General features: G+C 40.3%; 11 protein-coding genes and 1 other annotated feature. Of the genes, 2 read left to right on the top strand and 9 right to left on the bottom strand.

Annotated features, from left to right (window positions below; translation table 11 throughout):
* Nucleotides 1-137: 137 nt before the first annotated feature.
* The 4 genes from AC1DEF_RS00830 to zapA form a co-directional block, all read right to left on the bottom strand.
* Nucleotides 138-2501 (bottom strand): endonuclease MutS2, encoded by a 2364-nt coding sequence (locus tag AC1DEF_RS00830; RefSeq protein ID WP_013085170.1) that lies wholly within the window; start codon nucleotides 2499-2501, stop codon nucleotides 138-140.
* 19 nt (nucleotides 2502-2520) lie between these two features.
* The gene (polX, locus tag AC1DEF_RS00825) at nucleotides 2521-4233 is read right to left on the bottom strand and encodes a DNA polymerase/3'-5' exonuclease PolX (RefSeq protein ID WP_097824661.1); all 1713 of its coding nucleotides are present in this window, start codon (nucleotides 4231-4233) and stop codon (nucleotides 2521-2523) included.
* Nucleotides 4234-4431: 198 nt separating this feature from the next.
* On the bottom strand, nucleotides 4432-4989 hold the full coding sequence (locus tag AC1DEF_RS00820; protein ID WP_014458067.1) for a CvpA family protein: 558 nt from the start codon (nucleotides 4987-4989) through the stop codon (nucleotides 4432-4434).
* Entirely contained in the window at nucleotides 4986-5246 is a 261-nt protein-coding gene (zapA, locus tag AC1DEF_RS00815; RefSeq protein WP_097824662.1) for a cell division protein ZapA, read from the bottom strand. The genes AC1DEF_RS00820 and zapA overlap by 4 nt, the downstream gene beginning before the upstream one ends.
* Nucleotides 5247-5389: 143 nt before the next feature.
* Here zapA and rnhC point away from each other — a divergent pair, with 143 nt between their 5' ends.
* Complete coding sequence (gene rnhC, locus AC1DEF_RS00810; protein WP_016765691.1) at nucleotides 5390-6304, top strand: ribonuclease HIII; 915 nt, start codon at nucleotides 5390-5392, stop codon at nucleotides 6302-6304.
* A gap of 33 nt (nucleotides 6305-6337) precedes the next feature.
* Here rnhC and pheT read toward each other — a convergent pair whose 3' ends face one another.
* From pheT to AC1DEF_RS00795, 3 genes are all read right to left on the bottom strand, one after another.
* A complete protein-coding gene (gene pheT / locus AC1DEF_RS00805; protein ID WP_097824663.1) occupies nucleotides 6338-8752 on the bottom strand; it encodes a phenylalanine--tRNA ligase subunit beta in 2415 nt (804 codons plus the stop codon).
* Between the two features lie 13 nt (nucleotides 8753-8765).
* Entirely contained in the window at nucleotides 8766-9800 is a 1035-nt protein-coding gene (gene pheS, locus AC1DEF_RS00800) for a phenylalanine--tRNA ligase subunit alpha (protein WP_014458064.1), read from the bottom strand.
* Nucleotides 9801-9854: 54 nt separating this feature from the next.
* Nucleotides 9855-10090 (bottom strand) — a binding site (T-box leader).
* A 48-nt stretch (nucleotides 10091-10138) separates the two neighbouring features.
* Entirely contained in the window at nucleotides 10139-10903 is a 765-nt protein-coding gene (locus AC1DEF_RS00795; protein ID WP_176521319.1) for a TrmH family RNA methyltransferase, read from the bottom strand.
* Nucleotides 10904-11043: 140 nt separating this feature from the next.
* Here AC1DEF_RS00795 and sspI point away from each other — a divergent pair, with 140 nt between their 5' ends.
* On the top strand, nucleotides 11044-11250 hold the full coding sequence (gene sspI / locus AC1DEF_RS00790; RefSeq protein WP_013059420.1) for a small acid-soluble spore protein SspI: 207 nt from the start codon (nucleotides 11044-11046) through the stop codon (nucleotides 11248-11250).
* 56 nt (nucleotides 11251-11306) lie between these two features.
* Here sspI and AC1DEF_RS00785 read toward each other — a convergent pair whose 3' ends face one another.
* Both AC1DEF_RS00785 and AC1DEF_RS00780 read right to left on the bottom strand, forming a co-directional pair.
* Nucleotides 11307-12392, bottom strand: a complete 1086-nt coding sequence (locus AC1DEF_RS00785) for a M42 family metallopeptidase (protein WP_016765694.1) — start codon at nucleotides 12390-12392, stop codon at nucleotides 11307-11309.
* Nucleotides 12393-12469: 77 nt separating this feature from the next.
* Nucleotides 12470-12958, bottom strand: coding sequence for a dUTP diphosphatase (locus AC1DEF_RS00780; protein WP_097824665.1), 489 nt, complete (start codon nucleotides 12956-12958; stop codon nucleotides 12470-12472).
* Nucleotides 12959-13011 lie beyond the last annotated feature (53 nt).

Genomic DNA, 13011 nt, shown 5'->3' with positions numbered 1-13011 from the left:
GACAGGTCTCTTTCCTTTACTTGTATCGTTCTTAAAAGAGATAGAAAACCCAGCATAGTCCATGAGCCATGTCGGATTTTCTATCTTCATATATGCTTGTTCAGCGCATCGACTGACACCTTTATTTCAGCACTCTTTTATTTAAATTCCACAACCGTAACGCCAGAACCTCCTTCAGAAGCTTCTCCGAAACGAATATTTTTGACAGAACGATGATTTTTCAAATATTCCTGTACACCTTTACGAAGAGCTCCAGTTCCTTTACCGTGGATAATCGAAACGCGCGGATAGTTGGCTAATAAAGCATCATCAATATATTTTTCAACTCGAATCAGCGCATTTTCATAGCGCTCTCCTCTTAAATCCAGTTCTAGATTTACATGATAATCTTTTCCTTTTACCGTAGCAAGCGGCTTCGTTTCTACAGGTTTTGGAGAACTGATATATTCGAGGTCTTTTTCTTTCACCTTCATTTTCATAATTCCCATTTGTACTTGCCATTCATTATTGCTTACTCGTTCCACAAGCGTTCCTTTTTGTCCCCAGCTTAAGACTTTCACTTCATCTCCAGCTTGAAGAGTGCGCTCTTGTTTTTTCGGCACAGCCGGTTTCTTTTTACTTTTTTCAAGAGTTGGAACTGCATCTTCTAGACGCTTACGCGCCTCAATCAATTCATGCTCTTTTACAAGCGCATGATTTTTTTGACTCATTTTACGCAAATCGCTAATGATTTTCTCTGCTTCTTCAGATGCTGCTTTAACTGTGGCTTGAGCTTTTTCTTCAGCTTTTTCGTACAGCTTATCTCGTTTTTCATTAAACTCAATAATCTGACTCTGTAATTCTTTATGAAGCTTCTGAGCCTCTTTTCTTAGCTCTTCAGCTTCTTCTAGCTCGTGTTCAGATTGACGACGGCTATCTTCAAGAGAGGCAATCATATTTTCTACTTTATTTGTTTCTGAGCCAATATAGCCTTTGGCACGTTCAATTACTTCAGCACTTAAACCTAAACGTTTTGAAATCTCAAAAGCATTGCTTCGGCCCGGTACACCAATCAGCAGCTTGTAAGTAGGGCTCAATGTTTCAATATCGAACTCTACGCTAGCATTGACCACTCCTTCACGGTTATAGCCGTACGCTTTTAATTCAGGATAGTGAGTAGTCGCAACTACGCGAGCGCCTCTTTCATATACTTGATCTAAAATGGAAATCGCAAGCGCTGCACCTTCTTGAGGATCCGTTCCTGCTCCCAATTCATCGAACAAGACCAGACTTTCGTGATCTACTTTTTGTAAAATATCTACAATGTTGACCATATGAGATGAAAAGGTACTCAAACTTTGTTCAATCGACTGCTCATCTCCAATATCAGCAAATACGTGTTTAAACACAGCCATTTCCGATCCATCCAGCGCAGGAATCTGCAAACCTGCTTGAGCCATTAACGTAAATAATCCAAGTGTTTTTAACGTTACGGTTTTACCGCCGGTATTTGGCCCTGTAATAACGATAGACGTATATTGATCACCTAGCTCAATATCATTGGCAACGACATCTTCCTGTGCAATAAGAGGATGTTTTGCCTTCACTAACTTAATATAGCCTCGATCGTTCATTTTAGGTTTTGAAGCTTTTAGCTCATGGCTATAGCGCCCTTTAGCAAACATGAAGTCCAGCTCACCTAACAGATAAACGTTTTGACGGAGTTCATTTGCCACTTCCGCTACCTGAACGGTTAAAGCAATGAGAATACGCTCAATTTCTTGTTTTTCTTTTACTTTTGCTTCTTGAAGCTCATTGTTTAACGTCACAATCGCCTGAGGCTCAATAAATAAAGTTGCTCCGGATGAAGACTGATCGTGCACAATGCCTCCATACGCACTGCGATATTCTTGCTTAACAGGAATAACAAAACGTTCGTTTCGAATGGTAACAATTGCATCTGACAACATTTTTTGAGCAGACGAGGAGCGAATAAGGCTCTCTAGCTTTTCTCGAATACGAGACTCCGTTGAGCGAAGTTTTTGACGAATGCCTCTTAGCTGGTCGCTTGCACCGTCTAGCACTGTACCATTCTCATCAATACTCATTTTAATTGTTTGTTCTACCTCAGGAAGAGGCATTAGTTTTTCGATATGTTCAGTTATAATTGGAAGCTGTAAATCTTCGTCTTCCACTACTTGCTCGATAAATTGCTTGACTTGTCTTGCAGCATAAATAGTGCTTGCTACATCAAGAAGTTCATTAGAGCTTAGCGTTCCCCCAATTTCAGCGCGCTTCACGCTAGGTCGAACGTCAAAAATGCCCCCTAGCGGTACGTTGCCACGCAATCGCAGCACAGTTGTAGCTTCATCTGTTGCTTCCTGCCATTTGACTACTTCTTCATACTGAGTCGAGGGAATCAAATTCGCTACTTTTTCTCGGCCTAAAGAAGAAGCTACTTTTTTCTGAAGCTGTTCCTTAACTTTATTAAACTCTAGTACATGAAAAATACGTGATTGCAAAACTGATTCCTCCTGTTGCTTATTTATGTCGATTTAAAAAGGCGGTTAATTCTTTGAGACTATACGTATTTAATACCGTTTCTGGTTTAAGCCAGCCTTTAATTCCAGTAGATATTCCAATTTCCATATGCTCTAGCATGTCTAGATTGTGAGCATCTGTATTAATAGCAATTTTAACTCCTGCCTCTTGGGCCTTTTTTATGTGTTCAGCGGCTAAATCTAAACGGTTTGGATTCGCGTTTAGTTCAAGAGCCGTTTTTGTTTCTTTAGCTAATTCAATCAACATATCAATATCTACATCATATCCGTTGCGGCGACCAATCAAACGACCGGTCGGATGAGCGATTAAATCTACATGAACATTGTTTAACGCTTGCTTTAAGCGATTCATAATTTCTTCGCGTGATTGCGAAAAACTAGAGTGAATGGACGCAATAACAAAATCTAGCTCAGCTAGCAGTTCATCATCATAATCAAGTGTTGTATCAGGCAAAATATCCATTTCAATTCCTGCTAGTATTGTAAAATCATCGAACTGTGCGTTTAAACGATTAATTTCTTCACGCTGTTTACGAATGCGTTCAGGCGTTAGACCGTTAGCTACTTTTAAATACTGAGAATGGTCTGTAATCGCCATGTACTCATAGCCTCGTGCGCGACATGCTTCCGCCATTTCTTCAATCGAATACGCCCCGTCGCTCCACGTGGAGTGCATATGCAAATCACCTTTTACGGCACCGTAGGTCACAAGGGTTTGAGGCTTTACAAATGCATCTACTTCCGTTCCATCTTCACGAAGTTCCGGCGGAATAAAAGACAGCCCAAAATGTTCATAGAATGCTTGTTCAGACTCAAAAGTCATCACTTCGCCTGTCTCCGCATTTTCAACGCCATACTCGCTAATTTTTTCACCGCGTTCTTTTGCTAATTGACGCATACGCACATTATGATCTTTTGATCCTGTAAAATGGTGAAGCGTTGTGGCAAACGCTTTATCTTCTACAAGACGAAAATCCACAGACACATCGTACTCATAGGCTAACGTTACCGATACTTTTGTATCTCCATTTGCAATGATATCCTTCACATTTGGCAGCGATACTAGCTGTTCACGGACAGCATGAGGCTCAGCTGTTGAAATAATAAAATCAAGATCTTTTACGGTTTCCCTCATGCGGCGAATGCTCCCTGCTTGAGAAAAACGCTCAATGCTATGCATCTGTTTAAGGGCTTCTAAAATTTCTTCCGCTATTGGAAGCATAAAAGCAAGAGGCAAACGATCAGGACGCTTCCCAAACTCTTCAATGGCAGCGATAATTTTTTCTTCTGTCTTTTTACCAAAACCGCTTAGTCCCTGCACTCGATTTTCCATACAGGCCTGATGCAGTGATTCCATATCTCGAATATCTAGCTCTTTATATAATTTAGCGATTTTTTTACCTCCAAGCCCCGGCAGCTTAAGCAAAGGAATAAGTCCTTCAGGAACTTCTTGCTTTAGTTCTTCTAATACGCTTGACTCATTTGTTTCCATATACTCTGTAATGACTGCAGCCGTTCCTTTTCCAATCCCTTGGAGCTTGGTAAAATCCTCAATCTCTGTCAGCGTTCTTTCGTCCGTTTCTAGCGCTGCAGCTGCTTTTCGAAAAGCGGAAATTTTAAAAGGGTTATCTCCCTTTAATTCCATATATGTAGCAATTGTTTCTAACAATTTAATAATATCCTTTTTATTCATCTCTTTTCACCAGCCTATTATCATAATAACGAAACTTTCAAAAACATGATGAGTGACATATTTACTCTCTCAAGTTTTCATCTAGACATACTTTTATCCTCATGAAAACCGCAGATCAGACTGCGATAAAAAAAGAGGGTATCTCAAAAGTATTATGACACTTTCGACACACCCTCTCAACAAGCTATTGTAATTTCATTACATTACACCATACTGAGTCCACAAATCTTGAATCGCAGACGATAAGTATGGAGTATTTTGTACGATATTGATTGCAATTGAAGACTGTTGAATTGGCGTTTGAATTTCACTTACAGGAATCACGGCTCCAATGTATAACAAAATAAAAACGATGATATACACTTCAACGAATCCAAGTGCACCTCCGCCCCATTTATTTAACTGGCGCAGAATTGGCAGTTCGGTTAAAGCCGTTAAAACAGAGCCTGCAAGGCGAAGTACAATGTGAGTAGCAAAAAATAAAATCGCAAATGCAATCATTCGATAAAAAGCGTCTTCTATCGTTCCAGAATCAAATACAAACGATGCGACACTTTGCTGCTGAATATTGTCCGGAAACGGAATCAGCAAGCGAAGTCGGCTTGCCAAATCTCCACTAAACATATAAGCGACGATAAACGAAACCGCAAAACTGACAATATGAATGAGCTGCAAAATAAATCCTCTTTTAAGACCTGTTACAAAGCCTAAAAGAAGCAATATAATTAAAATGATATTAAGCATTGACTCAGTCATTCCTCTTTTCCATAAAGTTTTTGTTCAAGTCTCTCATAGTCTTCTTTCAGTTTTATATATTCGTGTACAGCATTCACAGCTGTTAATACTGCTAATTTATTGATATCTAAAGAAGGGTTTTTAGTACTGATTTCACGCATTTTTTCATCCACTATAGAGGCGACAAGTCGAATATGGCTTGTACTTTCGCTACCGACGATGCTGTACTGCTGACCAAAGATGTCAACTGTCGCACGTGTTTTTTCTTGTCTTGACACGAGAAAATCCTCCGTTCCACGAAAAATCCTAATCCCTATCATACCACGAAGAAGACTTCAATGGAAACATATCTATATTTAAGCTATCATAAGGGATAGTGCTTATAAAGTAAACTAAAATACCCCGAAAGGAGTGAAGCATTATGTCACATGCTGTTATTAAGGTATCAGCTGATCGAATAGCTAAAATGAAGCTTCATTACACATCCTATCTGCAGCCCAAACTGCCGCAGGGAAGTATTTTTTCGGCTAAAACTCCCGGCTGTTCTATCACTGCGTACCGCTCTGGAAAAGTACTTTTTCAAGGAAAAGAAGCTGAAACAGAAGCGGCTAAGTGGGGAGGCTCTTTAGATGCTGCGAAAAAGGCTCCTGTCTCACACCTCCCATCAAACTTCAGCTCACTATCAGTCATCGGTTCTGACGAAGTAGGGACAGGAGATTATTTTGGTCCTATGACCGTAGTTGCTGCCTATGTTCAAAAAGAGCAGCTTCCTTTGTTAAAAGAATTAGGAGTACGAGATTCAAAAGAGTTAACAGATGCTAAAATTATTGAAATTGCCAAGCAGCTTGTTTCATTTATTCCCTATAGTTTGCTTGTTTTACATAACGAAAAGTATAATGCATTTCAAGAAAAAGGCATGTCACAAGGTAAAATGAAAGCTCTGTTGCACAACAAAGCTTTATCCAACGTGTTAAAAAAATTGGATCCTGAAAAACCCGATGCCATTTTAATTGACCAGTTTGTCGAAAAAAACACCTATTATAAACACGTGGTAAAGGAAAAAGAAATTATCAAAGAAAATGTCTTTTTCAGCACAAAAGGAGAAAGCGTTCATTTATCTGTAGCTGCTGCTTCCATTATTGCCAGATACGCATTTTTAAAACAAATGGATTTGCTGACGGAAAAGACCGGGATGGTTATTCCTCGCGGAGCTGGCGCACAAGTTGATATTGCCGCTGCTAAAATCATTAAGAAACATGGCGTGAATGCGCTGAACTCTTTAGCTAAAATTCATTTTGCTAATACGGAAAAAGCTTTAAAATTAGCTAAAAAATAAGAGATGTGGAAATCCACATCTCTTTTCTTATTCTTATGAACGAAGCGTTGCACCAAATTCTTTTTCTACAGCCTCTAACACTGCACCATGTGCTTTTGCTACTTCTTCATCAGTTAATGTACGTTCAGGATCTAAGTATCGTAAAGAGAAAGCTACAGATTTCTTGCCTTCTTCCATACGCTCGCCTTCATATAGATCAAATACCGTCACGTCTTTTAAAAGTTCTCCGCCCGTCGTATAGATGACGCGCTGAACTTCTCCTGCAAGAACGTTTTTATCTACCACAAGTGCAATATCACGTGTAATAGATGGGAATCTTGGAATAGCTGAATAACGAACTTCTTCGACATCTGCAGCTAATAGCTCTTGAAGGTGTAATTCAAATACGTATGTTTCACGAAGACCATACTGTTTCTGAGCAACAGGATGAACTTGACCTACGTATCCAATTTCTTTTTCATCTAACCATACAGCCGCTGTACGTCCAGGGTGCATACCGTCTTTTTTAACAGGAGCATATGAGATTCGTTTCTCCAAACCAAGCTGTGCAAATAACCCTTCTAGTACACCTTTAATCACATAGAAATCAACGACTTTCTTTTCACCTTGCCAGCCGTGAGCATGCCATAGACCCGTGATTGCACCTGCTACGCGCTCCTGCTCATCCGGTAATTCTCCTTCACCTTTAGATAAGAACACTGAGCCTGTTTCGTATAGCGCAATAGAATCCGACTGGCGAGCATTATTATGCTTCACTGCTTCTAGCAAATGAGGCACTAAGCTTTGACGAAGGATACTGCGATCTTCACTCATCGGCATTGCTAGACCAATCGTACTTGTTGCATTTAGTGCAAACTGAGTAGCTTTTTCAGCGCTCGTTAGCGAATATGTTGTTGTTTGTGCTAGTCCCGCACCTTCTAAGAAACGGCGAACTTTACGGCGTCCAAGCTGATACTCTGTTAGTTTTCCTGGAGTTGCCACTGTTACAGGAAGCGTTGTAGGAAGGTTGTCATAGCCATACATACGTGCTACTTCCTCGACGATATCTTCTTCAATTGTAATATCGCCTCTACGAGTTGGCACTGTTACAACAATGGTTTCGTCTTCCACTTTGTTTTCAAATTGAAGACGGTTCATAATGTCTTGTACTTCTTCCATTGATAGCTCTGTACCAAGCACATCGTTAATACGGCCAAGTGACACAGCTACAACAGCAGGTTCCACAGTTAGTGTATCTACTTCTACAGTACCGCTTACCACTTCACCTGAAGCGTATTCAGCCATTAATTCTGCTGCGCGGTCAGCAGCTACACGCGTACGGTTAGGATCAATTCCTTTTTCAAAACGAGCGCTTGCCTCACTGCGAAGACCGTGGTCTTTTGAAGCTTGGCGAACCGTTAAGCCTTTGAAGTAAGCTGATTCAATGAGAACATTTACCGTATCGTCTTTTACTTCGGAGTTCGCTCCGCCCATTACACCTGCAAGAGCTACCGGCTCACTGCCGTTTGTAATGACAAGCTGATTGCCTTTTAATACGCGCTCTTGATCATCAAGTGTTACAAACTTTTCGCCTTCTGACGCGTGACGTACAACAATTTCTTTTGAACCAAGACGATCATAGTCAAAAGCATGCAGCGGCTGGCCGTATTCAAGCAAAATATAGTTGGTAATATCAACAACGTTGTTATGAGGTCGAATACCAGCTGCCATTAAACGCGTTTGCATCCATAATGGTGACGGAGCAATTTTTACGTTTTTCACAACGCGCGCTACGTAAAGCGGATTGTCTTCTTTTGCCTCTACTTTAACGGAAATATAATCAGCTGCTTGCTCATCAGACGTTTGCACGTTTACTGACGGATACTTCACTTCACGACGTAAAATAGCAGCCACTTCATGTGCTACGCCTAACATACTTAAGCAGTCTGAACGGTTTGGTGTTAGCCCTAGTTCTAATACTTCATCGTTTAAGTTTAATGCATCTAGTGCATCCGCTCCTACTTCAGCATCGCTTGGGAACACGAAGATGCCTTCTTGATAATTTTTTGCCACAAGCTTGCTTTCAATGCCAAGCTCTTGAAGAGAACAAATCATACCGTTCGATTCTTCACCGCGAAGCTTAGCACGCTTGATTTTAAAGTTACCTGGAAGTACAGCTCCCACTTTTGCAACCGCTACTTTTTGACCTTGTGCCACGTTTGGTGCTCCGCACACGATTTGAACGATTTCTCCTCCGCCAAGATCTACTTGACAGCGGCTTAATTTATCAGCATTCGGATGCTGTTCACGTTCTACAACGTGACCAATTACCACTCCGCTGATGCCTTTATTTAAGTTTTCTACACCTTCAACTTCAATTCCACTTTTTGTGATTTTATCTGCTAACTCTTCTGCCGTTACGCCTGATAAGTCAACATACTCTTGTAACCAACGATAAGATACAAACATCGTAGCCCCTCCTTTATACTTGTTTAAATTGATCTAAGAAACGAACATCATTTGTATAGAAATGACGAATATCATCCACGCCGTGTTTTAACATAGCAATACGCTCTACACCGATTCCAAAAGCAAAACCACGATATTTAGTTGAATCGTATCCAGCCATTTCAAGGACATTTGGATGAACCATGCCAGCTCCTAAAATTTCAATCCAGCCTGTTTGTTTACATACATTACAGCCTTTACCTCCACATTTTGCACACGATACGTCTACTTCTACAGACGGCTCAGTGAACGGGAAGAAACTTGGACGAAGACGAATTTCACGGTCTGCACCGAACATCTTTTTCACAAATACTTCAAGCGTGCCTTTTAAATCGCTCATACGAATGTTTTCGTCTACTACAAGACCTTCAATTTGCATGAATTGATGAGAATGTGTAGCATCATCGTCATCGCGGCGGTACACTTTACCCGGGCAAATAATTTTAACAGGTCCTTTGCCTTCATTCTTATTCATAACACGAGCTTGAACAGTTGATGTATGCGTGCGAAGAAGCGTTTCTTCCGTAATATAAAACGTATCTTGCATATCACGTGCTGGGTGACCTTTTGGCAAGTTCAGCGCTTCGAAATTATAGTAGTCCTGCTCTACTTCCGGTCCTTCTGCTACTTCATAGCCCATTCCTAAGAATAAATCTTCTACTTCTTCAACCACGCTTGTTAGCGGGTGATGCGTACCTGCTTTAACAGGGCGTCCTGGCAGCGTTACGTCGATTGTTTCTGAAGCAAGTTTACGCTCTACCTCAGCTGCTTCTAACGCCGTTTGTTTTTCTTCAATTTTAGATGCAATAGCTTCACGCACTTCATTTGCAAGTGCTCCCATTACAGGACGCTCTTCAGCTGAAAGTTTTCCCATACCGCGAAGCACTTCTGTGATAGGGCCTTTCTTTCCTAAATAAGCTACGCGTACGTCGTTTAATTCTTTTAAAGCACTTGCTGCTTCGACTTTTGCAATTGCTTCTTGTTGAAGTTCTTGTAAACGTTCTTTCATCACTTATTCCTCCTTTTAACGTAAAAAATGACAAATAAAAAAACCTCCTCCCAAAAAAGGGACGAGGATTAGTCGCGTTACCACCCTTGTTAACTATATACACAGACGTATACAGTTCACTTCATTCAAGTTAACGGAATCTCCGGAACACCTTTACATCTATGTAAGATGGTCTAAGTGTCAACTCAAGAGGTGAATTCACTTATTACATTTATAAAAATGCTTTCAGTCGCGGCATTTTCTCCCTGCATAAACGGACATAAGCTACTGCTCTCTTTCATCGTTTTTTACATATGTAACTATTGTATTATTATAGTGAAAACACGTTCTCGATGCAACTACATTCCGCGTAAATAATAAAGTAAGATTCCAGAAGCGATGGCAACATTTAGCGACTCGCTCTTTCCATAGATGGGAAGGTACAGATTCTGATCCGTTTGTTCCAGCACTTTCTCGCTTACGCCGTTTCCTTCATTTCCCACAATCAGCGCAAATTCGTTTGAAGGTTTTACGCATGAGTAGACCTTTCCATTTTGTAGGGACGTGCCGTAAACTGCTATTCCTCTTTCTTTTAACAGTGAAATCATTTCGAGTAAATCGCTTTTTACAATTGGAAGATGAAAAATAGCTCCTTGCGTTGAACGAACGACTTTTGGGTTGTACACATCCACGCTGCCCTCTCCAACGATAATAGCGTCCACTCCGGCAGCATCAGCGGTTCGAATAATCGTACCTAGGTTACCTGGATCTTGCACCGCATCTAAAAGCAATACTTTCTGTGCTGTATGAATGATTTCTGCATGCTTCGTTTGAAAACACACAGCGATAATTCCTTGAGGTGTTTCGGTGTCAGATAATAATTTGATTATTGCTTCGTTGACAACGGTTATTTCAATACCGTCTATGTTCCACTGTGCTGGCACTTCGATCGATTCGCGTATAATTAGTTCCTTTACGCAATCCTGATTTTTGATAGCTTCTTCGACTAAATGAAAGCCTTCTACCATAAAAAGGCCCTGCTTATCACGGTCTTTTTTATTATGCAGCTTTTTCCACGCTTTTACCTGCGGATTTTTAACTGAATCAATTTGTTTCACAAACATAACTCCTTTATCTATATAAAAATAAATAGTTCGATTACATTTTGCTCAATAATCATTAGATAAGTTTCACTTTATTGTACATAGAAATCGCAAAGAAAACAAAAACTATTGGTAACTTTACGATAGCTGAGGTGAAAATGATGGATCTTAATTTACGAAATGCTGTTATTGCAAACGTTTCAGGAAACTCAAAAGAAGAGCTTGAAGCTACAATTTCTGACGCTATTCAAAGCGGCGAGGAAAAAATGCTCCCTGGACTTGGTGTTTTATTTGAGGTGCTTTGGGAAAAGTCTCCAGAATCAGAAAAAGAAGAAATTCTGACAACGCTTGAAAACGGTTTAAAATAAATAGCCTTGTCCTATGTACAGCAAAAAGCTCATTCTCCTAGGAGAATGAGCTTTTTTTAATTATACGTAATTGCGTTTACCGTATTTCGGTCTAAGCGTTTAATTACTTCCGCAATTAATTTAACTGCATTTTCATAATCATCACGATGAAGCATCGCTGCATGAGAATGGATATAACGAGTTGCGATCGTAATTGAAAGTGCTGGCACCCCGTTAGCTGAAATATGGATAGAACCTGAGTCCGTACCGCCTCCAGCGATTGCATCAAATTGATATGGAATATTTAATTCATCTGCCACATCTACCACTGTATCTCGAAGTCCTTTATGAGAAACCATGGAAGCATCATATAAAATGATTTGCGGACCCTCTCCCATTTTAGAAGATGCTTCTTTATCAGAAACACCAGGTGTATCTCCAGCGATGCCGACATCAACAGCAAATGCAATATCCGGTTCAATAAAGTTAGCGGATGTTTTTGCACCTCGAAGTCCAACTTCTTCTTGCACCGTTCCTACACCATACACAACATTTTCATGTGTTTCATTTTTTAAAGCTTTTAATACATCGATAGCGATTGCACAGCCGATACGGTTATCCCAGGCTTTCGCTAGCAGCATCTTTTCGTTGTTCATAACCGTAAATTCGAAATAAGGCACAACCTGATCACCAGGTTTCACTCCCCACTCCGCTACTTCTTCTCTGCTAGAGGCACCAATATCGATGAACATATCTTTAATGTCAACTGGCTTTTTACGCACTTCTGGAGGCAGGATATGAGGAGGCTTTGAGCCAATAATCCCCGTTACCTCTCCTTTAGATGTAACGATGGTTACGCGTTGAGCAAGCATCACTTGAGACCACCATCCGCCTACCGTTTGAAAACGAATAAAGCCGCGTTCATCAATTTGAGTCACCATAAAGCCTACTTCATCTAAGTGACCGGCTACCATAATTTTAGGCCCTTGTTCGTTGCCCACTTTTTTTGCAATCAAACTGCCTAGCCCATCCGTCGTTACTTCATCTGCATAAGGTGCAATATATTTCTTCATAACCTCACGCGGTTCACGCTCATTGCCAGGAATTCCTTTTGCATCTGTTAGTGCTTTAAGCATCGTCAATGTTTCATCTAACTTTGTCATATGGATTACCCCTTTCATATGTATACCTCTATTATAGCTAAAAAGAGGTTGAAGTAAAATTTCCCATCCCTTTATTTCTAGTATCCTTGTTCTTGGCGTTTAAAATTCACTTCATTTTTTGAGATGTACGCCTTTTCAATATGTTCAGCGAAAAAACCAAACATATCGCCAAGCGTCATGTAAGATACAAACATGTCCACATAGTTTTCTTTCGACTGATCCTGTTCGAAAGCAGCAACTTGTGCAAATACCTGTAAAAATTGTGCTGTTTTTGAATCACTTGCTTTTGCATCTGGTAACTCAGTTAAATCATCGTATCCTTTTTCAATCCCTAAAGAAAGGATAAAATGTACACCGTCCACAAATTCTTCTAAAATAACAGCGTCTTCAGCCGGAGGTTTGACGCTCCAAAATTTGAAGCAGCGCGTTTCGTTTGCCAGCTCTCCCATTTCGACAAGCAGTGCTAAAAGCTTTCTCGGAATCAAATCTTCCTTATGAAGCTCATGCTTATCCTCTATATGCTGATCCAGCTGGCGCTGCATGGTAAATAGCTGTTGTAAATTCAATGTAATCACTCCTGTAATTATGTATATCTTCTTCTTTTTAAACCAATAAAGAA

This window comes from Priestia sp. 10L35, from assembly GCF_056395685.1.
The sequence above is the reverse complement of the archived record's forward strand: the minus strand, read 5'-3'. Positions and strand labels throughout refer to the sequence as shown.